General features: G+C 42.1%; 21 protein-coding genes and 1 other RNA gene. 14 read left to right on the plus strand and 8 right to left on the minus strand.

All coding sequences use genetic code 11. The annotated features are described in order from the left end of the window. Positions 1–369: 369 nt before the first annotated feature. Complete coding sequence (locus NO992_RS13335; protein WP_371377856.1) at positions 370–2,460, minus strand: winged helix-turn-helix domain-containing protein; 2,091 nt, start codon at positions 2,458–2,460, stop codon at positions 370–372. Positions 2,461–2,575: 115 nt separating this feature from the next. On the opposite strand from NO992_RS13335, the gene NO992_RS13340 reads away from it, so the two are divergent. Further along, positions 2,576–3,787: an alpha/beta hydrolase-fold protein gene (locus NO992_RS13340; RefSeq protein ID WP_371377859.1), complete on the plus strand. Its 1,212-nt coding sequence runs from the start codon at positions 2,576–2,578 to the stop codon at positions 3,785–3,787. Positions 3,788–4,039: 252 nt separating this feature from the next. On the opposite strand, the gene NO992_RS13345 is transcribed toward NO992_RS13340, so the two are convergent. From NO992_RS13345 to NO992_RS13355, 3 genes are read right to left on the minus strand one after another with little or no spacing between them, the layout of a single operon-like run. Further along, entirely contained in the window at positions 4,040–4,621 is a 582-nt protein-coding gene (locus tag NO992_RS13345) for a GNAT family N-acetyltransferase (RefSeq protein WP_253103269.1), read from the minus strand. A 6-nt stretch (positions 4,622–4,627) separates the two neighbouring features. Next, complete coding sequence (locus tag NO992_RS13350; RefSeq protein WP_371377862.1) at positions 4,628–5,806, minus strand: beta-propeller fold lactonase family protein; 1,179 nt, start codon at positions 5,804–5,806, stop codon at positions 4,628–4,630. Between the two features lie 30 nt (positions 5,807–5,836). Next, a complete protein-coding gene (locus NO992_RS13355; protein WP_371377865.1) occupies positions 5,837–6,976 on the minus strand; it encodes a patatin-like phospholipase family protein in 1,140 nt (379 codons plus the stop codon). A 554-nt stretch (positions 6,977–7,530) separates the two neighbouring features. On the opposite strand from NO992_RS13355, the gene NO992_RS13360 reads away from it, so the two are divergent. The 7 genes from NO992_RS13360 (at position 7,531) to NO992_RS13390 (ending at position 15,195) form a co-directional block, all read left to right on the plus strand. Next, positions 7,531–8,409 carry a DUF3014 domain-containing protein gene (locus NO992_RS13360; protein WP_010371393.1) on the plus strand — a complete coding sequence of 293 codons (879 nt, stop codon included), beginning with the start codon at positions 7,531–7,533 and terminating at the stop codon, positions 8,407–8,409. Positions 8,410–8,555: 146 nt separating this feature from the next. Beyond that, an RNA gene (ffs, locus tag NO992_RS13365) (signal recognition particle sRNA small type) lies at positions 8,556–8,652 on the plus strand. Between the two features lie 183 nt (positions 8,653–8,835). Then, entirely contained in the window at positions 8,836–10,305 is a 1,470-nt protein-coding gene (gmtY, locus tag NO992_RS13370; protein ID WP_371377869.1) for a gamma-mobile-trio recombinase GmtY, read from the plus strand. After that, positions 10,302–12,890, plus strand: coding sequence for a VPA1269 family protein (locus tag NO992_RS13375; RefSeq protein WP_371377872.1), 2,589 nt, complete (start codon positions 10,302–10,304; stop codon positions 12,888–12,890). Before gmtY ends, NO992_RS13375 begins: the two co-directional genes overlap by 4 nt. After that, positions 12,883–13,521: a gamma-mobile-trio protein GmtX gene (gene gmtX / locus NO992_RS13380; protein ID WP_371377875.1), complete on the plus strand. Its 639-nt coding sequence runs from the start codon at positions 12,883–12,885 to the stop codon at positions 13,519–13,521. Before NO992_RS13375 ends, gmtX begins: the two co-directional genes overlap by 8 nt. Positions 13,522–13,663: 142 nt before the next feature. Beyond that, a complete protein-coding gene (locus NO992_RS13385) occupies positions 13,664–14,563 on the plus strand; it encodes a nucleotidyltransferase (RefSeq protein ID WP_371377878.1) in 900 nt (299 codons plus the stop codon). Then, the gene (locus NO992_RS13390; protein ID WP_371377881.1) at positions 14,563–15,195 is read left to right on the plus strand and encodes a hypothetical protein; all 633 of its coding nucleotides are present in this window, start codon (positions 14,563–14,565) and stop codon (positions 15,193–15,195) included. The genes NO992_RS13385 and NO992_RS13390 overlap by 1 nt, the downstream gene beginning before the upstream one ends. A 233-nt stretch (positions 15,196–15,428) precedes the next feature. Here the strand turns inward: NO992_RS13390 and NO992_RS13395 are convergent, their stop codons facing one another. From NO992_RS13395 to NO992_RS13405, 3 genes are all read right to left on the minus strand, one after another. Continuing rightward, positions 15,429–16,382, minus strand: coding sequence for a hypothetical protein (locus NO992_RS13395; RefSeq protein ID WP_371377883.1), 954 nt, complete (start codon positions 16,380–16,382; stop codon positions 15,429–15,431). 110 nt (positions 16,383–16,492) lie between these two features. Next, the gene (locus NO992_RS13400) at positions 16,493–17,368 is read right to left on the minus strand and encodes an FRG domain-containing protein (protein WP_371377886.1); all 876 of its coding nucleotides are present in this window, start codon (positions 17,366–17,368) and stop codon (positions 16,493–16,495) included. Positions 17,369–17,401: 33 nt separating this feature from the next. Next, positions 17,402–17,953, minus strand: a complete 552-nt coding sequence (locus NO992_RS13405; RefSeq protein ID WP_371377889.1) for a recombinase family protein — start codon at positions 17,951–17,953, stop codon at positions 17,402–17,404. A gap of 159 nt (positions 17,954–18,112) precedes the next feature. Between NO992_RS13405 and NO992_RS13410 the strand changes: the two genes are divergently transcribed. From NO992_RS13410 to NO992_RS13430, 5 genes are all read left to right on the plus strand, one after another. Then, entirely contained in the window at positions 18,113–18,826 is a 714-nt protein-coding gene (locus NO992_RS13410) for a hypothetical protein (protein WP_371377892.1), read from the plus strand. Between the two features lie 79 nt (positions 18,827–18,905). Then, entirely contained in the window at positions 18,906–22,730 is a 3,825-nt protein-coding gene (locus tag NO992_RS13415; protein ID WP_371377895.1) for a hypothetical protein, read from the plus strand. A gap of 420 nt (positions 22,731–23,150) precedes the next feature. Next, positions 23,151–23,336: a hypothetical protein gene (locus tag NO992_RS13420; protein ID WP_371377897.1), complete on the plus strand. Its 186-nt coding sequence runs from the start codon at positions 23,151–23,153 to the stop codon at positions 23,334–23,336. 206 nt (positions 23,337–23,542) lie between these two features. Further along, positions 23,543–23,914, plus strand: a complete 372-nt coding sequence (locus NO992_RS13425; protein WP_371377900.1) for a hypothetical protein — start codon at positions 23,543–23,545, stop codon at positions 23,912–23,914. A 259-nt stretch (positions 23,915–24,173) separates the two neighbouring features. Next, complete coding sequence (locus tag NO992_RS13430; protein ID WP_371377902.1) at positions 24,174–24,860, plus strand: hypothetical protein; 687 nt, start codon at positions 24,174–24,176, stop codon at positions 24,858–24,860. 70 nt (positions 24,861–24,930) lie between these two features. Here NO992_RS13430 and NO992_RS13435 read toward each other — a convergent pair whose 3' ends face one another. Further along, entirely contained in the window at positions 24,931–25,137 is a 207-nt protein-coding gene (locus tag NO992_RS13435) for a helix-turn-helix domain-containing protein (RefSeq protein ID WP_371378081.1), read from the minus strand. 112 nt (positions 25,138–25,249) lie between these two features. Between NO992_RS13435 and NO992_RS13440 the strand changes: the two genes are divergently transcribed. Then, positions 25,250–26,725 carry a serine hydrolase domain-containing protein gene (locus NO992_RS13440; protein ID WP_371377905.1) on the plus strand — a complete coding sequence of 492 codons (1,476 nt, stop codon included), beginning with the start codon at positions 25,250–25,252 and terminating at the stop codon, positions 26,723–26,725. Positions 26,726–26,834: the final 109 nt, after the last annotated feature.

The following is a 26,834-nucleotide window of genomic DNA, read 5'->3' on the forward strand; positions in this document are numbered from 1 at the left end:
TCCTTATTTGGTAAAAGTGTTTTGCAATATCTTTATACCGTACTCTCCCGTTAAGGGGGAGGAGTCCATACATCTCCTACAACACGGAGCAGGAGCAGGTTTACCCTGCGATCTTGAGTGCAGTTTTTGTTGTCAGAGCTCGCCGCGTAAAGCGTTTCCTACAACACAAAGTAGGAGCAGGTTCACCCTGCGATCTTGCGTATTGTTTTTTGTTGTCACAGCTCGCCGCGTAAAGCGTCTTCTACGGCACGGAGTAGGAGCAGGTTCACCCTGCGATCTTGTGTATTGTTTTTGTTGTCACAGCTCGCCGCGTAAAGCGTCTCCAACAACACTGAGTAGGAGCAGGTTCATCCTGCGATCTTGCTCTATCTATGTTCCTCGATCATCAGGTGTATTAAATGACACGATATGCTTTTGCATCAAATGCATTTGAGTAAACAAAAAGGTTTCACCGTTAAAATCTGCCAAGTAACGGCTGTTACTGGGTACCTCTGCAAGGTGTTGATATATCCCTGCACTGAGATGATAAGACCATAGTTGGTTGTCGTTGTTTACGCCGTACAATATACCGTCTTTATAAACGGCAAATGGCTGCGCTAACTGAGCGCGTAACGCATGTATCTCAGTCGGTACAGGAGCTGTGTTTGTGTTAACAAGCCAAAAACGCTGACTCATATCTTGATAAAGAAAATGCTCACTATCTACTTGCACGGCCCAAACTACATTTTCAGAAACAATGAGCGAGGCTTCTTTGGTATCTTTATTAATAATGTAAAGTCCAGCATTTCCATTCTCCCTTGCTGTGACCAATAACGTCGTTGGCGTTAGCCACTGCAGGACAGAATCAATGGCAAGCGAATTAGCAATGAGGGTTTTATCACCATTTAAAGACCACAACGTGAGTCCTTTTTGCGTTGTGCCTGCTATCGCATTACCCGTAGGAGACCACACAATTCGTTTGCTGATATTGTCATGCTGTGAATCGGTGAGCTGTGAAACACCTTGATCATTGTAAAGCCATATTTGCCTTGAACCAGTACGTGTAGATGTAAAAGCAATATGATCACCATGAGGTTGAAACTGTGGGTTGTCCTCCTTCATTGTTGTTCTGGCTATCTTTGCTGCCGAAGCGGTTTGGTGATTTCGTATTTGAGCAAGACTTAAGGTAAAAATATCGGTATCGGCATTTATCTGTGTCGCTAAAATCTGTTTTCCATCAGCTGAAAAAGAAGCCTCTCTTAGATTCTTTCTGCCCCCAGTATCAAGAGCAATCATTCTCCCGTTGGTTTGCAGTTTATAAAGTCCGTTGGTCGTCGATGCGAGCAAATACTCGCCGCTAGGGTGGTAACTGACTTCAATTGGCTGCAATGGTGACAATTCGTGCGGTAGTACTATCTTTGCCGTGATCGTTGGCGTCTTATCGGGATTGTAAATATTCAGGTGATGAGAGTTGTGCTCATCAATGCTTACCATGGCGAAAACATTTTGATTTGCAAGGTAGTCAAGAGTGTAGTTTTCAAAGTTTGGCAAATACTCGGTAGTGCGGCTTTTTCTTGTTTTTAAATCAAAAAGGTAGGGCACTGCTTGTTTAGGACGCAAATGAGATAAGTAACTTATCTCGCCATTTTTCATCCAATTTGCACGCCACATGGGCTTTTCTTGGCAAGCGATAACGGCATGTGGATTTTGTGGTGAGTTGATTGCGGTATCGACATCTAGTGTGTTTAAAGACCAGCAAAAGGGAGACGTCTCTTGAGCCTTGCAATGACTCCGTTCGGTAAAAGTTAGTTGCTTTGCGTCGTGTGACCAACTTGGCTTTCCGTACACGCCTTGGCGAGCGGTTAAGCGAGAGGTGTTGTGCGAGGCTAGATTTTTTACCCAAAGCTGACTATGGCAATTATCGCTAAAGCGCTGAAAAACAATCCATTGGCCATCAGGTGAGTAGCTGGCATTTGCATCCCATGCGTCACTTGTGGTCATTAGAGTAAAAGTAGGTTGAATAGGTACTCTGGGGTTGGTCTCTGGTTGAATTATAACCGTAAAGAGATAAGCCGTGATAACTATGGCTAGGGCCGCTACACCAAGTTTTGCAGCGCGTGGGCGAGATTTTTGAGTCGCTTTATGCGCGCTCGGCTTATCGTTTATCGACGTAACGGGTGCCTCTAAACTATAGCCTTTTTTACTGTGCGTTTTTATAAACTCTAACTCACTATCAGCATATTTGAATACTTGGCGAATTTGGAAAATGCAGCGCTGCAATGTATTGGGAGAAACAACTCTGTCGTGCCAAACGGTGTTAAGTAGTTGCTCAAAGCTCACCACTTCTCCTGGTTGTTTTGCCAATTCACAAAGCACCGCTATTGCTTTAGGGGGGAGCGCATAAGTCTGTTGGTCGATAACAATATGATTGCGATTTACATCTACAAGGTGATCTGCAATCAAAAACTGCTTTAATTCCATTTTAAAATTCTTTTTTCAGCGAATTATCAGCGAAAAATCAGCAAACTTTGCTGTTTTATCGCCCTGTTTTTTCCTAATGTAACACACTGATAAAAATAAACTAAAAAGGAAAGTCATGCGTTTTATTATTTTGCTAGTGTTAATGCTACTTGCTGCATTGAGCAAGGTGTATGGGCAAACATTAGAACAACAAGCCATCACGATTGGGTCTAAAATAACCTTTGCATCTAAGATATTAAGTGAGAATAGGGAGGTCATGGTTTATACGCCAAATGATTATGACCCTAAGAAACAATATCAAGTGTTGTACTTACTCGATGCTGAATTCTTTTTTACCCAAACCGTGGGTATTGTGGAGTCTTTGGTTAGCACTGGAAAAATACCTGCTACCATCGTTGTTGGGTTGAAAACCACGGTGAGAACTAGAGACTACTTACCGCCAATTAACGGTGAGCCCCAAAGTGATAGACAGCGTTGGATTAAAGAGAAGTTTCCTCAATTTGGCAAGACAGCCGAATTTACAGCCTTCTTAACTCGGGAGTTATTTCCTTTCATTGAGTCGCAATATTCACTCAAACCTAATCGTACGTTAGTAGGGTATTCCAATGGTGGGATCTACGGACTACACACCTTTTTAAATAAGCCAGAGATATTTACCAATTATCTGCTCGTTAGTCCGCCAGGTTGGTGGGGTGAGGAAGAGCTGGATCAGCAGTTTAAAGTACTTAGCAACTCAACGCATGATTTACGTCGCAATCTGTATATTAGTATCGCAGGGGAAGGTGGCGACTTTTACACCAACGGTATGCGAGTTGCGTCAAACCTGAAAGCACTCAGATCAAAAGAGGTAAATTGGCAATTTAGCCTTAAAGAATTGGAAACGCATCAAACTACGTTTTATCCAAGTCTCTATGAAGGATTAACGAAACTTTTTGACGATTTCTACTTTGAGCTCAATGAAGAAGCCGGAAAATATGCGCATATCTCTGATATTGAAGATTATTATCTAAAGCTTTCTAAGCGCTATGAGTTTGATGTGTTAGTGCCAGAGTCTATATACAGAGCACTTGCTGACGCGCAAACCAGCCATAAACGCCTAGACGCTGCGCTCGCGACTTTAAATGCATTTGTCACGCGTTATCCCGACTCGTCTTATGCCCATGCCAGCCTAGGCCATGGATATTTAGAGAACAAAGCGTATAACAAGGCGCTGAAAAGCTTTAATCACGCCTTGCAACTTGCGAAAGCACAGCAAGTCGACGATCCGTCAGTATATGATTATTTCGAAAGCATGATAGCTCAAGCAAAAAGCAAAATCGTGCAGTAAGCTATACAGATCGCCGCGTAAAGCGGCTCCTACAACACGGAGTAGGAGCAGGTTCACCCTGCGATCTTGTGTGCTGTTTTTGTTGTTACTGCTCGCTGCGTAAAGCATCTCCTACAACACAAAGTAGGAGCAGGTTTACCCTGCGAGGTTGTGCTATGTTCTGTTTTTGTTGTTACAGATCGCCGCGTAAAGTGTCTCCTACAACACGGAGTAGGAGCAGATTTACCCTGCGATCTTTTATGCTTTTACTACCTATCTGTCGAGCTTGCTCAATAAATGCTGCTTAACGGTGGGCCATTCTGAGGCGATAATCGAATACACAACGGTGTCTCTTAGCTCGCCGTTTCTACCGAACTGGTGGCTGCGCAAGATACCATCGAGCTTGGCGCCAAGTCGCTCAATGGCATTGCGAGAGGCATGATTAAAAAAGTGGGTTCTAAACTCTACGGCAATGGCGTCAAAATCTTCAAAAAGTTGCTGTAACAGCAAAAACTTACACTCCGTGTTAACCGCTGTTCGACGCACTTTATCGCTGTACCAAGTATAGCCTAGCATGGCACGGCGATTGGCTATATCTGCATTGTAATAGCGGGTGGTTCCCACGATTTCGTTACTGCTATTTAGCCTTACCGCATACGCAAGGTTGCCTTCAGATGCTTGGCTTATCGCAGTGTTAACATAGCGCTCCATATCGTCTGGGGTGGGGACATTGGCATACCAAAGCTTCCATGCTTCACCATCTTTTACTGCCTGTTGCAGGGCATTAATATGGGTTGTTGATAATGGTTCAAGGGTAACATGGTGTCCTATCAGTGGTTTATCAGTTGGCCACATGCGTTACTACTTCCTTATTTTGAGTATTTTGATGGTATCTTGTTTTGCAAGAGATACGGCTAAATGATTTGCGTCAGTCACAAAAGCCAAGGCCGATATATTGGCTAAGGGATTGGTCAAATCATCAAAAGTTGCGATATGTGTGAGCTTGCCCGTTGCGGTAACGCTAAACTCTGCAATACCAGAGCTACTCTCAGAGGCTGCGAACAACCTTTTGCCATCAGCAGCAAGTAACAAGGTGGAGACACCGTTAAGTGGCTTGCCAACTTGGTTTGCATCAATGGTCTGAAGCAAATGATATTGGCCGTTTTGTTGACGCTCAAAGGCTAAAATGCTGTTACTGCCCGCCGCTGCAACATAAAAAACAGTGAAATCTGAGCTTGCAACCAAGGCTTGTGGTTTACTGAGTGCGAGCAGGTTAGTGTCGTTTTTAACGATGCGCTGCTTAACAGTATAAGTACCTTGTTCCTGTTGCCACAGCGTAATGACATCGCCTTCATAACCTGCGACGATAAGCGCGTTAGCCTCTTTATTTACTAGCACATCCACAGGCCCACCCATATCAGTTTGCTCAGCGCTATCAATTGGGCCGAGCCACGTCACGCTGTTTGTAGGAGTGATCCTAAAAGCAGTGACGGTATTGCTTTTATAACTTGGGATAAATACATAGCGCTTGTCGCCACTTAAACTAATTTTCCAAGGTGCAAACAAGCTAAGGGTGTCATGAGTAGAGGCATTTTTGGTTGGATCAAACACCAATTTGTAAGACACTTCGTCAGAAAAGGTTTGCACAAGGTTAAACTTACCCGTTTTATCTTTTGCAAACACATTTAATGCACCATCGTAAAAGCTAGTGTTAAGAATGAGATTGCTATTGACGAATACCGCATCGGATGCGCCAGTAAGTAAAAGCGGATGCGCATCGCTCGATTGAAAGAGTTGATCTTGGACTAGCTGCTTATTTGCATCAAGCGCAAATGTAACCACTGCGTTATCGTCGCCACTTACTGCAACGGCCTGCGTACCTTGGTGATTAAAACGCAGCTGCCTTGGATTATCTAAGCCGCTAAAACCAGCTGTGTTATTTTGGATGATTTGAACAACGTCGAACGTTTGGCTTTGTGCGCAAAATGAAATTGACCCAAGTGCGATAAGCATAAGTGCGCTTATAGTAGGTTTATACATCTTTACTACCTATTTTTATTATTGTAAATCTTACTTGAGCTCCAAAAACTCTCTCATTTCGTCCAAGCGGTTCATGCCGTCTTCAAATCCAAGCTCAATGAGTTTTTGTGTATAAGTACGCTCAAACAGCAGGTAACTCGTTAAACTCGACGGCGAATGCTTTTTAACCCCCATGGTTCTGAGCAACAGCTTTATTGCCAACGGCATATCTTCGTAATAATGATCTGCGACTTCATTAAAGTTAACTGTGGGGTTGATGAGCATATGGTCTACTCGTCTGAGCTCTTTGTGCTTTTCTCTGGCCGGTAGCAAACTTACCGTACGGTTGACGCGGTCGAGCCGTTCGATGTCTGAATTTAAGGTATCGCTAAACACACTGTCTAGCAGGTGACCGGCGACCACAGACATTCCTGGAAAATGCGGTTCATAACCGAGCGGCTGTGGTAGTTTAGGCTGCTCAACACCGATCACAAAGATTTTATCCGCACCTAAGTGAATGGCAGGGCTAAGCGGGGAGAGCTGGTGGATAGAGCCATCACCATAGTAATGATGCTTAACGCGCACGCTTGGAAACACCATTGGTATAGCCGAACTTGCCATGAGTAAGTCGAGCGAAATCGTGCCCGGAACGCCTTCGCGCTTTGAGCGCTGCCAAGGTTCAGCATTGTTCGCCTGATAAAACGCCACAGATTTACCAGTAGAATAGCTTGAAACCGTAATAGCTATGGCATCAAGATAATGGCGGTGTAGATTGTGATCGATGCGATTTAAATCAAGCACATTGGCCAGCAGCTTTCGAAGCGGCGAGTTATTTAACAAGCTGGCTGGTGGCTGATTAAGGTATTGCGCTTGAAAGCTGCGCATCATATTGGCAAATAAATGGCCGTATGCACCCGTAAACGAGCTTTTGTACACCATGTCGGTGCTAAAGTTCTTCCAAATATATTCAACTTTTTTCACCGCAAGGTGAAAGCAAGATGCGTAACAGGCAATCCCCGCCGAGTTAATTGCGCCGGCAGAGGTGCCAGTAATGATTTCAAAAGGGAGGGGAGAAGTACGAGGCATACTCTGCGCAAGCGCCTTTAATACCCCGACTTGATAAGCGGCCCTTGCACCACCTCCAGTCAGTAGTAAGGCAATTTTTTTATCACTCGTTCTGTGCTTTCTCAAAAGAGGCCATCCTGCTGTTAAATTTTATTAATTTAAATTTGGTCTTTTTATGCGTTATTTATCTTTATTGATGTTGCAATGCTTTAGGTGCAAAGAGTTGATAACTCCAGTAAATGCGTTATTTTTAGTAGTAAAGTGCCACTTTGTCCTTAAGCCGCTTTTAGGTTGTATTATTTATTCTAGTTGAACCTAGCTAAAACCCAAGTTGTCTGAGTGCACATACCCGCGCAACATATTAGGCTATTATTTTGAAATTTAAGCACTAAAGCGCTATGGTGGCACAAACAAATTTTAACAAACTAGCGGTTTAATTTAGTCGCTAATTGACACGATTTTGTATTTAATAAAGTGGTAATTTAGCTTAACTTCAATGTACTGAACTTAAGTTCTGTGCTCAAGTATTTTTATTAAGATCAAATGTTTGAACAAGGTGTAGCCAGAGTTTGCACCACAACGCATTTTTTTAGGGTTTCAGCGCGCATTAAGTTATTAGTCAAGTATTTGGTGATAGTTTTACATTAACGCGTATCAACAATGACGAAGAGGGAGTCCCCATGTCAGAGAATCATCAAGAAGGTAATAAAAGACCTTCTAACAGCCAGTTGTTATTTGCCGCGGTAGTTGTACTAGCGTTGATTATTGTGGCTGTGTTTGTGCTAGCACAAAAAGACACCCCATCGACGGAAAACCAAAAGGTAAAACAAGATATTGTTGTGCCTGAACAAACCGAAACGCCACTGGTCAATACCGCAAGAGAAACACCACCTGAGCAAGTGGTTGAACCTGAAGTAACCTTGCCACCGCAACGAGAGCAAATCGAGCCAGAGCAAGTAGAACCGGTTGAACCTGAAGTAACACTACCGCCGCTTTCACAAAGTGATACAGAAATTAAAGAAGCGGTATCGAATTATCTCTCTAATCAAGCGGTAAAATTACTGGCAGATGACGACGTGATCCGCCGCACGGTAGTTTATGTAGATAACCTAGCAAAGGGTAAAGTGGCAGAAAACCATGCACCAGTGGTGAAGCCGCAAGATGGCTTTAGCGTAATTGATGACGACATTATTATTACCGACCCTAACAGTTACGAGCGTTACACACCTTATGTCGCCATGTTCGACACCATGAGCACCGCACAAGTGGTTAGACTATATGACCAATACAAACCATTATTTGAAGAAGCTTACGAAGAAATAGGCTATGAAGGAGATGCATTCAACGGCACGTTAACGGATGCAATAGACGAGTTGTTGGCAACACCCATTCCAGACACCGCACTGCCTCTGGTAAAAGACTCAGTTACCTATAAATATGCTTATGCAGAATGGGAGCAACTTTCTCCGGCGCAAAAACAGTTTTTAAGAATGGGCCCTGAAAACATGAAGAAAGTGAAAAAGCGCCTAGAAGAAATCAAAATTGCGTTGAACAAATAAGCACATAGCCTCATAAAATCCACAAAAGCTTGGCAAACTGTTTAAACATCACTCAGTTAGCCAAGCTTTTTGACTTTTCCCTTGCATCCCCCTGCAATCTTCGAGATAATTCTTCCCGCGCCAAACAAGGCCCTCAATGGTAGTCTTATTGGTCCTCTCGCAACAATAGTACGTGAATCTGGTCAGGTCGGGAACGAAGCAGCCACAGCGTATGACTTGTGTGCCGGGATGTGGCTGGTAAGACTGCCACCCAAACCTCCATATTTGTTGTTTGAAGTGTAAGTCTTATTAATAGCACTTAAAACTATACTAAAACATACTAATTCCCTTATAGATCCAATTAAAAACTAGATCTCAGTTCATTAGATCAATAGTACTTCTTATACTAATCTACTAAAACTCCTCAGCACTAATTGGTTTAGTTACGTGTTAGTCAAAGTTCTTGCGCAAGTTAAAACAGATAATTCAGGCTTATTGATTGAAGTACCTGTGTTGCTTAGCGAATTTGGTGTATTCGATCCCTTACTTGATTACGTTATAAGCCAGTCGCACATTAAAAGTTTGCCATGGATGAATCGCATTACGTTTGCTTGCCAACTGTTACTCGAGTACATGGAAGCCAACACAGGGTTATTTTCAGACTCTAGTAAATTATTTCAATCATTTGTAATGCGTTTATCGTTGGGTACCATTAGCCCAGAAGGGAATGATCCATCGGGTTTATATTGGCTACCTCGCTCTACTGCAAACGTAAATCAACTTTTATCTGCGCTAAATGGCCTAACTGATTGGCTAGCCAATAACAGAAATACAACCAGCTTAAACCCATTTGAACAAGCCAACTCTCATCAAGAACGCCTTAACTATGCTGCATGGTACAAACGCAATCAGTACAACTTTTTAGGCCATATCAAAAGTAACCCTTTACCCAATGTACTTAAAACCGTGCGTAAGGTACGCGGTAAAAAGGATGTGCTAAAGGTTGATGGTGATGCCATTTCATTTCCAGAAAAGCTCTTTAAACCCTTTTTTATTCAAGGCTTGGGCAAAGCCAGAGATAAGCGCGTGGCACTGCGTGATCAGCTTATTGTGCTGCTGATGCATGGCACCGGTGTACGGGAAAGTGATGCTTTGCACCTTTGGGTAGATGATGTGTTTTACGACCCAGAAAACCCAAGCGGTGTAATAGTACGCTTATATCATCCTGAAGATGGCAGAGCACCAAATAATTGGACTGGCCGCAAACGACAAAAAACACGCGCAGCGTATTTGTCTGAGAACTTTAACTTAATTCCTCGTAACCGCATGACGGGTACCGCCCGAATTGGATGGAAAACCAAAGTGGTTGATGATGACGAAAACTACATTCAACTGCACTGGTTTCCTGCCTTTTACGGTGAGCTATTTGCCAAGTTGTGGCAGCAATACTTACTTTACCTATTACCGTTGCCAAGAATGCACCCTTACGCATTTGTGTCTTTTTCACAAGCGCATGAAGGTCAATCACTCACCCTAAACGCGTTTAACCAAAGTTATAAAGCGGCCATGGCCCGTATCAACCTTGTCGTGTCAAAACCCGAAGGGCGAACTCCACATGCTCATCGTCATGCTTATGGTAGACGTATGTCGAGCGCTGGCATTGATCCTCGACTGATCAAAAAGGCACTCCACCATGCTTCGTTGTTATCACAAGCCGTTTATACCCAACCCAGTATTAGAGATGTGACGTTGGCATGTGAAAGAGCATCAAAAAACCTTGATGGCCAACACTATGCCGAGTTTAAAGAAGACGTCAGCGTGAGCTGGCAAAACGTGATGGAATCGGGTTTTGAAGATATTGACCCAGATGGGCTATTTAGCGGTAAGTACCCTAAATTAAGGAGATATAAACCATGAAAACACAGGATTATGAGTTCAATTGGTTTATCAAGAAAAACGGCTCAGGCTGGGAAACATGGCGGGAGTTAGCCTCTGCTTGGCTTGAACAAAAGCAATACGGGATTGACCATTCACGCGCAGCTATTTCACGCTTTTTAGATGAATACTTGGTACCACGATTTATTACCGACCCCATTGAGCTATTTACACTGGCAGATCAAGATTACAACAAATTCCTTATGCCGTTTGAGCTGAATGAAGGCTACCGTGTTAGGCAAAACAACGATGTATGCCGCTTTATTGATTGGATAATTGATACCTACTACTCAGAACCAGATGACAATGGCGATCCTGTGCCGCTATTTCAAAACCCCTTTGATAAAGAGCAAAACCCTGTAAGACGACAGGAGACAGTCTACAACGCTTTACCCTACGCCTATATTAAGCAACTGCGCAGCATATTATGCCCCGCGCCTCGGGGTCACTTTAAGCAATGGCAGTGGGCCATCGACTACAGTGAGATCTTCTTCACCAATGCTCGTTTTTTAAAAGACTGGATTTTGGTTGATGAGTCGGTGATAGACAAAGCAGACCCCGATTGTGTTTGGCAAAAACACACGCTAGATAAACAGCGGCAAATAAGAATAGATGGTGCACTTAGAACCTTAGAAAAGGGTGACAGCATTTACTTAATTTGGTCACCTGTTCGTGCCATGGCTTTATACCTTAAATTGCAGCTACCTTTGCGAACTTTTCAAGTGCGAATGTTGGACTCGGGCGAGGCTGATACATGGCGTTACAGCAATGGCGAGTGGCAAATGAATGAGCAACATCATTTTGCTGAAGGCAGCGATAAGCGCCCATGGCAAAAAGGGGTATTCCACCGCATTATTACGCCAGATATTGGTGATGTGATGACGGGTATGTACATAAACACCAATAAAACCGCAGATAGAAACAAAGATGAAATAACTCGGGGATACGTGATCCCATGGCAACACGAAGAGGTGTTGTATTGGTTAGAAAAGCTCAGAAACTGGCAAGAAAAGTACAATCCAATCAACAAGCCAACTTCTATTTATGACTTAGATTACAAACACTTTGGCAGCACGAAGACCAAAATTCAGCGCAGTGAAATTGGTGATATTTGCTTTTTGTTTCGCAATGCCGCTGCGTATCGTAAGCGCGAACGGCGCATGCCAATTACAGATGGTTATGTTAACGCGCTATGGGTGGCTTTGCTTGCCCAACTCGAGCAAGATGTGGCGAAAAAAGAGCATACTTTAAGAGATGGTGCCAAAGTGCATTTTGTTGACCCTAAAAATGCCAGAAGGCCGCTATTCCCGTTGCATGCATTACGCGTTTCTTTGATCACTTGCTACGCCATTGAGGGGGAAATACCCACACCGATATTATCAAAGCTGTTGGTTGGCCACAGTCGTTTGATCATGACTTTGCACTATACCAAGCTCACGCCTGTGATGATGGCCAAGAAAATGCGCGAGGCTGAAGGCAAAATAATCGACAAAGAAGATGATAGTTTACAGTCATTCCTAGCCAATAAATCCATTGAAGAAATCGGCTTGCAAGCCGCGTTTAAAGACATTGAATCGCTACAAACCGCATTGAGAGTGCGCAATCCTGCTGGGTGGCAAGAAAAGTCGATAGGCATTTGTTTAGCAGGAGGCAACACCTCGCCCTTGGTTGAACATGCCTCTATTGCTGGGTGCTGGAATGGCGGCGATAAACTAAAAAAAGCGAATCGAAACCAAGCCGATCTACACGCGCCAGTACCCCATGGCATTGAAAACTGTATTCGCTGCCGCTGGTTTATTACCAGCATTCGCTATATTCAATCGCTTACGGCTCACTTTAACAACCTAAGTTATCACGCCACAGAAGCGGCTAAAATTGCTGCGGAACTTGAGGGCGAGCAAGCTAGTTTGTTGGATGAAGAATATTTTTGCGAGGTAAACAGCACTCTATTTAGCAAGCGCGACCAACTAAGCAGCATAGACAGGCGTATTGAGCGACACAAAACCGAAGCCGATGAATACTGCAAAGACTTAGTAGCATGTTTTCAGGTGATCCGTAAGGTACTAAGCATTGAGCAAAACCGTGAAGAGCACGACCACAAAGACAAAGTAATTGCGCTTGGCTCGGCACAAGACATATCACCATTCTTTAGCTTTTTAGACACGAAATCTGAGTTTAGGCAGCTGATCCAAATCTGCGATGACGCAGAGGTATTTGCAGACTTAAAAGATGACTTAAAGAAAACCACGGCCATTAATCACAGATCAAACATGCTAAACACCATGCTGATACGCATGGGCTACCAACCAATCCTGATGCAGCTCGACGACGAAGCGCAGCTTAAGCTTGGTAATGTGATGGTCAATGCCATGCTAAATGCCACTAAAGAACCAGACAAAAGCAAAGCCATGACAATGCTTTCAACTTACCTTGATACTGAAGCTTACTTGAAAGACGCAGGCGTACTCGAGCAAGGTGTACAAGCGATTGAAAGTAACACAGGCATTAGCATCAGAACATTAGCAAGCATGGCAACAGCCACTTTAGGAGTGAAGAAAAATGGCTAATCCAGTTGACCCAACCCTAGTGCTGCAAGAGCTATGCGCAAGCGCCACCACAAGAACCGCCAATGCTTTAACGGTCTTGAATGCGGTACTTGAGCAACAAAGTAAAATAACGCCTCTCGACTTTTCCATGGCAACGATTGGGCGGTTGTCAAAAGAGCAAGGGGGTCCATCAACACAAACCATCCGTAATCGCACAGGAAAGCATTTTCAGCAATTAATTGAGGCTTGGGCAGCCTATGCAGGCGCGACGTGTAAAAAGCCACTCTCAGTGCGCCAAAAGCAGTTATTGAACAGCAACGACCAACATATTCTGGATGCCATCGACGACCCTGTGATTAGAGCCGTTGTAGGCTCACTGATTGCCGAACGGAACAAATACCGTGACCAACTCAATACGCTCAAAGCCAACTCAGACTTGTTTATTGACCGAACCAAAGGCGATAAAACCAACACCACACTTGAAAACAAACAACTGGTACCGCTGGAAGTTGAAGCCATTAAATACGCAATTTCTGATGCGTTTTTCAATAAACATGGCTGGGAAGTTATGCCAACTGGACAAGTCAAAGATGCTGAGGGAAACGAGATCTATAAGCGCGGGTATGTGAATGGGTTAAGGAAGTTGCTTTGAGGTGAGCGAATTCTAACTTGGCATTAGTTAACTAGTTTGTTAAAAATAAACCAATAAGAAAAACGAGCTATGCTGTAGTAGAAAAACGCGCGATTAGCTCGCTATAAAATGTTAGTTGCCTTAATAAAGTATGGAGTAATTCGTGAGTAGGGATTGGGAATCAGTATTTACAACTTGGTCGCAAGGGCCAAGTAAAACGGAGCAAGAGAGAGCTGAAAATGCTGAGAGGCAAATAAGGCAAGCAATTCAAGCGAGCGATAAGTTAAAAAATAGAAATATCAGAGTGTTTACTCAAGGCTCATACAGAAACAGGGTCAATGTAAGGCAGGATAGCGATGTAGATGTTGGAGTTCTCTGTTTTGATACCTATTTCCCCGAATACCCTGATGACAACGTTAAAATGGAGCTTGCAAAAAGTTTCGTTCCAGCCACTTATGAATATGCGACATTTAAAAGTGAGCTAGAAGAAGCCCTTGTAGCAAGATTTGGAAGAACTGCCGTTACACGCGGTAGTAAAGCATTTGATATAAAGGCAAACACTTATCGCGTAGAGTCAGACGTGGCTGCATTTTTCGAGCATCGTAGATACGTTACCGCAAATTATCATCATTCTGGGGTCGAAATGATACCGGATGATCTCGACCCGCCAAGAGTGAAAAATTGGCCAGAGCAACACTATCAAAATGGCGTTTCAAAAAATGACGCTACATCAAGAAGATACAAAAGGGTCGTTCGAATATTAAAGAAGTTATCTAACGAAATGTCGTCAAATGGAATCCAGTCGGCAAAAGATGCACCGAGCTTTCTCATAGAATGCTTAGTATTTAATGCGCCAAATTCATGTTTTGAGTATCAGTCTTTCAAGCCAATGGTAAGGCATGTGCTTGCAGAGCTTTTCAATAATACTTTGTCATATGAAAAATGCTCTGAGTGGGGTGAAGTAAATGAACTTAAATATCTTTTCAGAGGATCACAGCCATGGACGCGCGAGAGTGCTCACCAATTCATAAGTGACGCCTGGGACTACATAGGTTACGAATAATGCTAACTAGACTTCATATTTCATCATTTATTGGTCTCACGATTACGGTTTGGTTACTTGCTCTCTGGTTTCAAGGCATGCCTGTGCTCAGTGCGGACTTTGTAAAGCCATTTGGTACAGTTGTCGGCGTCATAACTCTATTTGTCACCTTGTTTAATAAATACATGTGGTCATGGAAAATATTTAAAGGCTGGTATGTGAAAAGGCCGGACTTAAGAGGTACGTGGAAAGTTGAGTTGAAGAGTAGCTGGGTAAATCCTGAAACGGGTGAAGAAATCGCGCCAATCTATGGGTATGCAGTAATTAGGCAATCTTTAACATTTCTTAGCCTGAGATTGATGACAAAGGAATCCAGATCTGTGTTAGTGGCTCATAGTATAGAGCAGCAAGAAGATGAAGATCTGTTTAAGCTCGTTGGTGTTTACCGAAATGAACCAAAAATAGAATTACAAGGTGTTAGAAGCGAAATTCATCATGGTTCTTTCGCTCTAGAAATACACGGTTCTCCAGTCGAAGAACTTGAAGGACATTATTGGACTGACAGGGCAACCAAAGGTGGTATGAAATTGGTTGAGCGTGTTGAAAAATTGTATAGTACATATGAGCAGGCAGAGCGTGAGATCGGCAATTAACAAGCGCATGTTGCGGGACTGGTTTTCCGCTTCGCTCCAAACCAGCACAAATGCGGGCGTTACTGAGTAAATACTATAACTCATTTTTGTCCAAAAACGAGTTTACTGGCTGTCTACTTCTCGCTCTTAACTGCCTGTCAGGTGGAGCCTTAACCAATCTACCAGAAATGTATTTTTAGATATGCTATTAGTTACTAGATTTGAGGTTATCTTCATTAAAGTCATAAACACCATCACTTTGCACAGGCACTAAAGATAATAGTTCCTAAAGCATAGCCAAAGCTGTTTGCTGCATCTATGTTAGGGAGCCTATATCGCCTCATATGCCCTCCTTTATCATGCGGACGAGGAGGAGCAATAGAATTTAAAATTTCAGATGATGCAGCCAATTGCGTTAAGACTAGTATATCGGGTTCTCTCTTACCTAGCTCAATCCGACCAACTCGTTTCGATGATCCAGCCCCTGACTGATCAAAGAATGATACCCTTGATGAGCGAAATTCAAATCTACAATGAGAGGGTATTTCACCATGAGCCCTAGCTATCGAGTCTATTAATGCAACTAGAAACTCAATTTCAGCCTCCTTAGGGCCATCTAATTCTTTTAATGCTGCTCGAAACTCTTTTATACTTTTGGCTTTTGTAACCTCGTTCGATATTCGTTTAGCTTTACTTGTTTTTGGTTGCTTATTTATCTTAACGCCAGGTACAACATATGCCTGACTGAATTTTGACCAGCTTGCTGAGTCATCAATTTTTCCCCTAAGAAAATCGATGACGCTTCTAAGTGAACATAAACTAACCTCTTTTACTTTAGCGTCCCAAATTGTTACAACAATATGGCGACCATCAATGCACAAAATCCAATCTGAGCCATTGGTGACCGCCCCTCGAACTCCTTTATGTAGATACTTATCTATCTGCTCTGGCGCAATTCTCCTGTTAGCACGCTTCGCTTCGACCATTACCTGCGGCTTTCTATTGTCTTCTAATAAAGCTATATCGACGGATTGATTGGTACCGTGAGAACTGGTCTGGTTGAACTCAAAGTATGGATCTAGGTTCATTGAAGTGTTCGCGAAATCTACTATGGGAATGATGAGACGATACATCGACCAGCGCTCTGATTTTTGTGGCTCGGAAAAATGTTGCTGGAGTGAGGAGGCTAGTGTATCCAAGTTTTCCAATTGGTAATCCTTTTGAATGAACGAAATGCAATATGCATTGTGAACATAATATCTCTAGTCGAACAGGCTGAACCTTACCGCTATTAGTCGTCATGTGAAGCTTAATTTCATTAGAATTTGTTAGTTTGTAGCATTTCGTCTTTAATTTTCTTACACAATGAATCCAGATCGCGGTATATGCTTTCATGGTGAACTCCCGCTCGATGAAGCTGCTTAAGTAATTTTTGAGTTTGACTAGGTTCAATTTCGATAAATCTAAGAATATCGTTGCTACCTTTAAATAACGTATCAAGTGGTAGTGAAGACTCGTCGTGAATGGTAAAAGCACTATGTTGAGAGTCCATTCTACCAACCGATGAGGTGGCCTCTATGGCCAGTGGACAAGTCCAACTAACCTCTTTAATAGTATTTTTGGGATCAAGAACGTATAAGGGATAAGGCAAATATTCATCTAATGGTTTGAACGGTACGCTATTTTCTGTAATTTTAGCAGATTGCAGATTTTCCCATACCTTTCCATTTCCCTTTGCAGTGTAAGGGGAATTCTCCATTTTGCTGAGGTTGTATACTCGTCGCTGCCCCATTTGAGATGGGCAATAAACTAAATCAGTACCGATAAAATACTCATTCATTAAATGGGGATCTAAGGCCCAAACACCTTTTTTTGAATTATTGGTTGAGCAAGTGTCTTGTGTAAGTGCGAAATACAGGGCGACTAGAGGAGAGCGAGACCAGTCTAATAACCGTGTAGGAAGTCCGTGATGTTGCATCAAAGCGTATACTTTCCATGGGTTTGATTCTGGTTCGACATACTTACCATAATCCCTTAAAAATCGGTAAGCTATAGTACCTTCGGTCTCTGCATCTAATTGCATCCACCGCGCTTGCGGAGTTAATTTAAAATCTGTACTTCCTACACCTCTAAACCAAAGGTCATGGTTGAGCTCAGAAACAGCCTCTACATATTGTCCTAGACTTAAAATCACTAAATTTTCCTTATGATAAACCTGTGAGTACAACTAATTATTAGTCTTGATGGTTTTATAAACCGTATTTCTAGAGATATTTAGCTCTCTAGCGATTGCTGCAATCGGTTGATTTTGCTTGTGTAAGCGGTGGATATCAAGTTTTACGTCGTCTGATATTGGCTTGCGGCCTTTGTATTTACCCGCTTTTTTAGCGGCTGCAATGCCCTCGAGCTGGCGCTCTTTTCTTATATTGAGTTCAAACTCTGCAAATACTGCGAGCATATCTAAAAAGGCTTTGCCTGAGGCTGAGTCGGTTGAGATGGGTTGTTCTAGCGCTTGTAGCTGAATATCGTTGGATTTTAGGTGGTTTACCAAGTTTTGTAAGTCGAGTACGGAACGAGCGATGCGGTCGACTCGAGTCACGATTAACGTGTCACCAGCACGAAGGTAGCTAAGTAGAGCTTGAAACCCATCGCGTTTGGTATTCGACGCTGAAGCCATGTCGGTAAACACCTTGTCACAACCAGTTTCCTCAAGTTTGGCTACTTGTAAATCTAAAGACTGATCCGTGGTCGAAACTCGCGCATATCCAATCTTACTCATGGCAATTGTTCATTTAGCATCTAGACTAAATAAACATAGTGCGTACTAACGCCTTAAACCACCCTAAATGAACACTTTTAGTCTGTTTTGGTGATGTTCAATTAGGGTATACGCTATTTGAACTTGTGCTTTGCCGTCGTTTTAGGAAACGCCACCACAATGGACTTGCAAAATCCCGACCTAATTTTAGTAAAACGCCTATCAGAACACTCATGCTCTTACTTCGTGGTTGAAAGCATTGCGGGTACTGATGTGGTGTTGACGGATATTGAAAGCGGTGGGCGGTTTAACTTTGAAAAGCCAAGGCTTGAGCAACTTGTTTCAAACGGCCAGCTCAGAACCATTGCGCGGCGTGAGCTACCAACCAAGTTAACCTTTAAACCACTCAGTAACGTTAAAAAGCCTAAAGCGGAGACAGTTGAAGACCTTGCAGCCAAACAAGAAATGGCGCGACGCTATAAGTATGTGCAAGGCGCAATTGAGCAGAGCGTACCTGCCTATACAGAGAAATGGTTAGCCCCATTTATTGCCCAGAAGGCGGCGGAGATAAACGACAGCAGCCCACCGTCATGGCGCACGCTAGCCCATTGGAACAAAGCTTTTGTGGAAAGCAGCTGGGATAAACACGCACTGACGCCAAGGCATAAAGCCAAAGGTAATCGCACAAAGCAACTGCCTCAAGAAGTGCATGACCTAATCGATGAAGTGATCAACGAATACCTTCGTACACATACGGTGGTGAGGTATCAAAAGGTTTATGACCTGCTTCTTGAGCAGCTTGATACGCTGAATGCTGAAAGGCGTAAGGCTGATTTAGTTGAGCTAAGACCGTGCAGTTATAGGTGGATAGTGAATAGGCTTCAAAATGGATAAATATAACGTGGAAGCGAAAAGTAGATGTTTTTGCATAGTTGTTTCTCCAGTGCGTTAAACAGTATAAGGAATTGTAAAATTGATATTTTTTGAGCTTGAACCATCTGATATTTCTAATCTTAGTGATGCGGATCTAAGAGAAATGGTTGCTAGATTGTGTGAAGCGGAATTAATTAGCCAGGAGCTCCAGCCTTCTTGTGTTTTGTGGGGGGGGGCGCAAGAAGCGGCTGATGGTGGTCTTGATGTTCGGGTTGTTGATGCAATCCCGTTATCAAATTCAGGCTTTGTAAGCCGTGATAATACTGGTTATCAAGTAAAGAAAAACAGTATGAGTAAAGCTGCCTGTAAAAAGGAAATGCTTGATAAAGGGAAAGTAAAAGCTGTTATAGGTGATTTGTTAGCTAAAAAAGGCGCTTATATAATTGTTAGTGGAAGGGACGATTGCTCGGATAAAATGCTGTCTGAACGCATTCTTGGTATGAAGTCAGCACTCGAAGACTTACCAAATAGTGATGCGCTTCTTCTCGATTTTTATGGAAGAGATCGACTATGCGCATGGCTGAGACAGTTTCCTGGCGTAGCCTTATGGGTGCGCTCTAGACTAGGGAAGCCTCTAGCAGGATGGCTTCCTTTTGGGACGTGGACCACTACCCCGCCAAATCAAGATGATGAATTTTTGTTGGACGAGCATCCTTGCATTATCGATGTAAATACTCCCCAAAAGACACCTGTAGCTATTTCTGATGGAATCAGGCTTGTACGTGAAAGATTACTGAAAGCAGGTTCAGTAGTTCGAATAACCGGTCTTTCTGGAGTTGGAAAAACACGCTTTGCTCAAGCACTTTTTGAAGATGGTGTATGCGAAAAACCTTTGCCGGAAGCAAATGTAATTTATGCAGATCTTGGTGATGATTTATCCCCAACTGCATCTGAGCTTGTTTCATATTTAATAGCTAATGATTTTTCATGCTATGTAGTTCTTGATAATTGCCCACCAGATGTTCATAGGAGACTGCAAAAACAAGTATCGTCAAATCAAGCGAAATTAAGCCTTCTTACTATTGAATATGACATTTCGGATGATCGCCCAGAAGAAACGGAAGTAATACATATTGAGCCCTCAAGTGAGCGGACTGTTTCCAAACTTGTTCAAAAAAGGTTTTCGTCTCTAGGGCGTGTGAATGCTGATAAAATTGCAGAGTTTTCTGGGGGGAATGCACGTGTTGCTATTGCATTGGCAAGTCGAGTTGATTCAGATGAGACGTTAGCAAAGTTTTCTGATGAAGAGTTGTTTCAAAGGCTATTTAATCAAAGAAAAGGCGCTGCCGATAATTTACTTGAAAGTGCAGAGGTATTATCGCTAGTTTATTCCTTTAACGTAAGCATGAAAGAGTTCAATAATGAATTATGCACTCTTTCTAAAATTGGAGGGTTAGAACGCAACAAGTTAAATCGTGACCATGCAGAGTTACTGCGGAGACAGCTTTCACAGCAGCGAGGAAATTGGAGAGCAGTTTTACCGCATGCGTTAGCTAATCGTCTTGCAAGAAGAGCACTGCAAAACATAGATCCTGACCAAATTAATGCCGAGTTGTTAAAGGGTGATAATTTACGTCTATTCAAATCATGCGCTCACCGATTAGGGTATCTACATGATTTTGAACCAGCTCGAAAACTCGCTTACACGTGGACGAAGGTTGATGGGCCATTTCACAACATTGCAGTGTGTGATGCTGAGTTACTTACGGCTCTAAGCCACATCGCGCCTGTTTTTCCAGATACAATTTTAGAAGCTATCGACAATGCATCGGAAATTCAAGAATTTTGCTCGCGAAACAATCAAAATTTCTCTGTTATTGTTCGACTACTTAGAAAGATTGCATATGATGATCAGCACTTTGATCGCGCAGCTGAGCTAATTCTTCGCTTTGCTGAAACAGAAAAAGCTGGAGAGAATAACAATAGTATCGTCAGCCAATTGTCGAGCCTTTTTTCATTGTATCTCTCAGGTACACAGGCTACGCCTACACGAAGACATTCTTTTGTCAAAAGAATGTTGGATTCAGGTGATACGAAACAACTAGAGATTGCACAGAATATTCTTCGATCTGCTTTTGAGGCTTCTCACTGGACCTCATTTGGAGGGTTTGATTTTGGTGCCCGAAGCAGGGACTATGGATGGGAGCCGAAAACAAATAAAGAAAAATTGGATTGGTACGTAGGTTTTGCTGAATTATTAGTACCCCTATTAGATTCGAAAAAAGAGTCCAGAGTTAACTGGGCAAAGGAACTACTGGCAAACTATTTTAATGGTTTATGGACATACGCAGGTTGTTTTGACTTTCTTGAAGGTATTGTACGCAAATATGCTATTGATGGTCAGTGGCCAGATATGTGGCTATCTATTAAAAAAACAATTCATTACAACGGGAAGAAGCACACCCCCGAATTATTGAAAAAAATTGAGGAGCTAGAAAGTTTAGCTGCACCGAGTGATCCCTATTCTGAAATCGAAGCGTATGCATTGACTAACACATGGGATCACATAGAGGTGATAAATGGGGATTTCACAAAAAATTCAGAAGAAATTAACCGTAAAATAGAAAAGTTAGGGGAGTTAGCGGTATCCGAACCTGAGTATCTTGAAAAATTGGCACCAAGGCTTTGGAAGCAACATATCGATGCGCTTTGGCCGTTCGGCAAGGGGTTGGCTAAAGGTTCATCCGATCAAAGAGCAACCTTTGATACTCTGGTTCGATTGATGCAAAGGCAAGAATTGCAATTAGTTCAAACTATCCTCTTTCGCGGATTTATTGCTGGCGTTCATGCAGATAATCCGAGTTTGTCACGGATACTCCAAGAGTCAGTCTTGGTTGTACCTGAGTTAAAACCTTATTTTGTTGATCTTCTGTCTGCAACGCCAATAGCGCCTTGGGGTACAAAAAGACTCATAGGTTTAGCGAAGAATGCAGAATTGGAAGCTTGGCGCTTCCAGCATATAAGGTCTGGTCGGATTCATGAACCTATATGTGATGATGATTTATCAAAACTTCTTGGTGCAATTAATGATTTAGATGGTGGAATATTTGTAACCATTGCAATACTGAGTATGCGATTCTTTACTGAAAAGAATAGCAACTATAGTCCTAGCAATGGCCTAAAATCAGTTGGTCGGCTAGCCATCTCGAAGCTTCTTTCAATGCACAGGGATGAAATAAACAGGCAACAGTCTCATGGAATGGACAGAGTAATGGAAGAGTGTTTCTCGGAACCTGCAACGGAGAAAGAAATTCGCGATATTGTTAACTTGCTTTGCGACGGCCTAGAAACATATCGGCTATATGGCTTCGAATTAGAAAATATCATAGCCCATCTGGTAAAAACCTATCCTGAATTTGTATTGGATAGAGTATACATCGACAGCGAGAACAGCGTACTACTTATGCATTTGCTTTTCGAAGACAGGGGCAATCGTAGTAGCTCTCCTTTTAATTTAGCTCCGATTGAGCGAGTGTTAGGTTGGTGTAATGGCAATCAAGATAAGATCCAGAAAGTAGCTGGTGCTGTTTCAGCATATACGTCCTTAGACAAGGAATCACAGACTCTAGACAATCCAAAGAAAGTAGCCCTTAGTAAACATATCACTTCACTTTTAGATGCCGCAGAGGACAAAGTAGCTTTAGTTGAAACTATTTTCTCTAGGTCTCGCCCTTCTAGTTATTCTGGATCGCTTGCCGACATTCTTGAAGTTAGAAAAAAGGCGTTCGCAGAGCTTTTAAATCATGACTCTCCTGGGGTGCAAAAAATTGCCAAGGTTAAGCTTTCTCTTTTAGATAGGTCAATAAGAGAGAATAGAAACCACGAGTCCGATGAATACAATCAGCGAGAACAGCGATTTGAATAACTAGTCTAATTGTAGCATGGCTCTGCTGTTTAGCTGATTTCCCGTTGCGATCCAAATTTGCAGCTGCGGGCGATGTTGAAGATTAGATTCAGGCACATAGCGCGTCAAAATGCCCGATATAATTGAACGGCCATGTTTTTGACTTTTCTGTTAGTTTACTAATTTATTACTACTATATCTTATTGTTTTAATTATTTTTTGTGTGTTTAGTATACTTTCCGCTATAAATTTAACTTACACTACAAACTCCATATATGTTGTTGTTTGAAGTGTAAGTCTTATTAATAGTACTTAAAACTATACTAAAACATACTAATTCCTATCTTTTTAAAGTAAAAAACTAGATCTCAGTTCATTAGCTCAATAGCATTTCTTATACTAATCTACTAAAACTCTTCAGCACTAATTGGTTTAGTTACCGTGTTAGTCAAAGTTCTTGCGCAAGTTAAAACGGATAATTCAGGCTTATTGATTGAAGTACCTGTGTTGCTTAGCGAATATGGTGTATTCGATCCCTTACTTGATTACGTTATAAGTCAGTCGCACATTAAAAGATTGCCATGGATGAATCGCATTACGTTTGCTTGGCAGCTTTTGCTCGAGTAAATGGAAGCCAACACAGGGTTATTTTCAGACGCCAGTAAGTTGTTTCAATCATTTGTTATGTGTTTATCACTGGGTAAAAATATGGCAAATACCATCAGTACTTTTTGTAATGCGCTGTAATGTCCTTACTCATTTTTCGTTTCTATACTTTGTGCGCAGCTTGAGGGAAGGCCTTCAAGCACAAGTTCGAAAGAAGGAGTTTGTTTATGTCCAGTCCAGCGAATGTCACAATTAAGAATAGAACAAATCAATCAATTACTACGAAAGTCACTCGAGACTCTTGGGTTGAGGGTGATGGCAGTTCAATTGATGGTAAAGTCATCCCTCGAGGTGAACATGGCGTCTTTCAGGTGGTCGCCAAAACAGGCCATCATGGTGAGTTAGATATTGATTTTATTGGCGGAGACAGCGGTAACGTACTCGGTACTTTGGAAATATTGAGTATTAAAGATCCTCAGGAAGGCGTAAAGAGCCTTGCAGTAAATGCTAACCAAAGCGAAATAGATGTGTCAGCAATGGGATATAGAAGTTCGCCCAATAATGACGAATTACGAAGAATTAATTTCTTAATTGTCTAGTCGTTAATATTGAAAAGAGTAAGGCAGTTTTTTGTCACTAAAATCTGGTTTGTGTAGTGAAGATATCATAACTGACCTATACTTTAACTGCCTCATTAAAGTGGCATAGAGTTAACTTTCTCTATGCCAGCATGTCTTATACAGTATTTTAGTCTTTTAAAAGCGGTCATAAATGTTGTTTTCTTTTCTCCTTGAGAAAATCAGCAAAAATGTTAATGTTTTCTAAATTAGACATTTACCACTATCAAGGACTGAAACAGTGAACATCAATTCACCACTAGTTAATTCGCAGGTCAATTTAGCCAGTAACTTAACCGCTAAAAAGGAGGCTAAGGCGCATAACATCGAACCTCAAGCACCTGAGAAGGAGATGAACGCTGCGGCATTGTCAGCCGAAAATACGCCAGTACTAACTGAAGAAGAAATCCAAAAGCTAAAACAAGAAACTTTTGAGATTAGCAAACAAAATTATAAAGTGATGGGAGAGACGCAAGAGGCGTTTGCAACCACCTTAAGCGAGTTTGAAAAATTTAAAAAAGAACAAAGTAGCTTAAATCCAGGAATTGATTTGAGTTCTTTAGATTTATCGCAAGAGGAAGATGGCACACTAAAACTCGTTGGTGGAAGTGTAAACGGTAAATTGCGTGAGGATCTTGAGTCTATAATTAACGAAAACAATAAGCTAAAAAATGCCTATGAACAGGTACATGAAGGACTTGCACAAATTGTTCGATTCTCTGGTGCAGATCGGCAAGGCATAGAAGCAAAGGACCTTTATGGCAATATTAGGTTGAATGAGTTAAGTAAAAGCTTCGAAAACCAATTCCATGATACGGGCTTTGGTCAGGATTATCATACACTTGAGGACAAAGTGAATAGCCACCCAATGCTGTTTGCAATGAAAATGAACGAGGCAATATATCCTAGAATTAACATAAATGTGTAATTGAGTATCGATAGCTAAGGTAAGTCTCACATTTTGCATGACGTTCAGTGTTAAGCATGAATGTCAGGCCTTACCTAGAGTAATTCGAATTCTGCAGGTCGCTCGAATCAAGTAACATTGTGTACTCTATGCCAATACCCTGCGCTAACTTCCACAATAATTTAATCGTTGGGCTCAGCTCAAACCTTTCAATTTGTCCTAACATCGCCTTGGAGATGCCGGTCGTGTTGGCCAATTTATCATGGCTTAGACTCTCTCTTTTCTGATGGTCTTTAATCTAACCGTCCGGATTTTTGTTTAACTTTCATTATGTTGTGCCTTATATGGCTCAGTGATATTGTGTACTACAGAGTACTATGCGGCACTTATCTATTCGGAAGGGAAATTACATGCCTAGTAAAACTTTTGTTTGCTTCGTTTATTTACTTTGTTTCATCAGCTCTGTCAGTGTAGCGTCAGAATATACGCCTTTAGACAACTTTATCGTTAAAGCTAAATCCTTGACTAAGTCGGCTTCAGGCACATCCGTTGTATTGATTAAAGATGGTCAAATTACTCACGAAGTTCACGTTGGTATGGCGAATGTTGAAAAGCAGATCCCTGTCGATACAAATTCGGTTTACTATTTCGCCTCGACAACTAAAGCGATAATGGGGCTGGCGACATTACAGGCTGAAAAAGAAGGTTTGCTTTCTAAGGACTCTACTTTGAGGCAGTTATTTCCAAACGTTAAGTTTTCTTTTATCAATCCTGACAACTACTCAGTCAGAGATTTATTGTCTCATCGCTCTGGGTTAACAAATGACGCGATGACATGGACTTTTTCTTACACCGGAAACCATGACAAAAAGCAACGGCTTCATTTTGTTTCCTCGCTAAAACAGCACCCGAAAATTAAAAAAGGTGAGTTTGGTTACACAAACCTTGGATACAATCTTTTAGCAATATGGTTTGATAAGAACTATGAAGGAGGATGGCCCAACGCGATTAAAGAGCTAGTGCTTTCACCAGCAGGAATGAAAAATTCAACAGCAGATGTTGACCAAGCAAGATTGCAAAATTGGCCTATTCCAAGCCCATATTCATATAAATTCCGAAGTGGTCAATCTGAGATTTATATGAATAAAAACAATGCGACTTTGTATTCAGTGGGTATTTTTGCCAGACCAAATGATTGGGGTAAGCTGATAACCCACTTGTTACCAATAAATGCAGAGCGCTCAGCGTTTCCCAAGTCGGTTGTAAGAGCGTCTCAACAACTACTAGTCAGTGATATCGATAGCTATTTTTCCGGCTATGGATGGGGGTGGATGCACTCAAAAGTCGCTGGTGAAAGTGTGTTAATGCACACAGGGGGATTTGATGGCGCTTCTGTTCAAGTATCTTACGCTCCCGAAAAAAACCTTGGTGTCGTTGTTGTTCATAACGAAAGTGGACTCATTGCAAATGAGTTAAATGGCAGAATAACTGAAATCGCTTATAAAATGTTAACTAATCAAGATGTGAGTAAGCTTATTGAATTCCATCAAGAGGAGATGACTGATCTTGCTGTTTATGTCGAGAAAGCAAAGGCAGCAATTGCCGCTAAAAGAGAAGACTTGTCAAAACGCCGGAGCATATCACCTTCGCTTAAGTCATTACTTGAAGGTGTATACGAAAACACGGATGTTGGACGGTTGACTATTAAACAGAGAGACAGCGATTTACATCTTGCTTGGGGGGATTTACAGAGCAAGATTTACAGTGGACAAGCAGATAATGAATTTATAGTAGAACTTAGACCGGGTAAGTTCTACGAACTAACCGCTGATAAAAGCATGTCCGTTATCGAATTAAAGGATTGGCAATTCCAAAAAGTTAGGTAATTCAGAGGCAAGGTTAGTGGCAATCTCGATGCAAACTAGTGTGACAACGTCAAAGTTGTGTAGCGGATATGCCGACAGCCCCTTTTGGAGCTCACATTAGCGTAACAGC

Origin of the sequence: Pseudoalteromonas sp. DY56-GL79, from assembly GCF_041414765.1 — a bacterium.
GTDB classification, from domain to species: domain Bacteria; phylum Pseudomonadota; class Gammaproteobacteria; order Enterobacterales; family Alteromonadaceae; genus Pseudoalteromonas; species Pseudoalteromonas piscicida.

Bases quoted from the DNA above. Each gene is read 5' to 3' on its own strand.
- NO992_RS13335 (WP_371377856.1), bottom strand. From the start codon at position 2,460: ATGGAATTAAAGCAGTTTTTGATTGCAGATCACCTTGTAGATGTAAAT.
- NO992_RS13340 (WP_371377859.1), top strand. From the start codon at position 2,576: ATGCGTTTTATTATTTTGCTAGTGTTAATGCTACTTGCTGCATTGAGC.
- NO992_RS13345 (WP_253103269.1), bottom strand. From the start codon at position 4,621: ATGTGGCCAACTGATAAACCACTGATAGGACACCATGTTACCCTTGAA.
- NO992_RS13350 (WP_371377862.1), bottom strand. From the start codon at position 5,806: ATGTATAAACCTACTATAAGCGCACTTATGCTTATCGCACTTGGGTCA.
- NO992_RS13360 (WP_010371393.1), top strand. From the start codon at position 7,531: ATGTCAGAGAATCATCAAGAAGGTAATAAAAGACCTTCTAACAGCCAG.
- NO992_RS13375 (WP_371377872.1), top strand. From the start codon at position 10,302: ATGAAAACACAGGATTATGAGTTCAATTGGTTTATCAAGAAAAACGGC.
- gmtX (WP_371377875.1), top strand. From the start codon at position 12,883: ATGGCTAATCCAGTTGACCCAACCCTAGTGCTGCAAGAGCTATGCGCA.
- NO992_RS13390 (WP_371377881.1), top strand. From the start codon at position 14,563: ATGCTAACTAGACTTCATATTTCATCATTTATTGGTCTCACGATTACG.
- NO992_RS13405 (WP_371377889.1), bottom strand. From the start codon at position 17,953: ATGAGTAAGATTGGATATGCGCGAGTTTCGACCACGGATCAGTCTTTA.
- NO992_RS13410 (WP_371377892.1), top strand. From the start codon at position 18,113: ATGGACTTGCAAAATCCCGACCTAATTTTAGTAAAACGCCTATCAGAA.
- NO992_RS13425 (WP_371377900.1), top strand. From the start codon at position 23,543: ATGTCCAGTCCAGCGAATGTCACAATTAAGAATAGAACAAATCAATCA.
- NO992_RS13440 (WP_371377905.1), top strand. From the start codon at position 25,250: ATGCCTAGTAAAACTTTTGTTTGCTTCGTTTATTTACTTTGTTTCATC.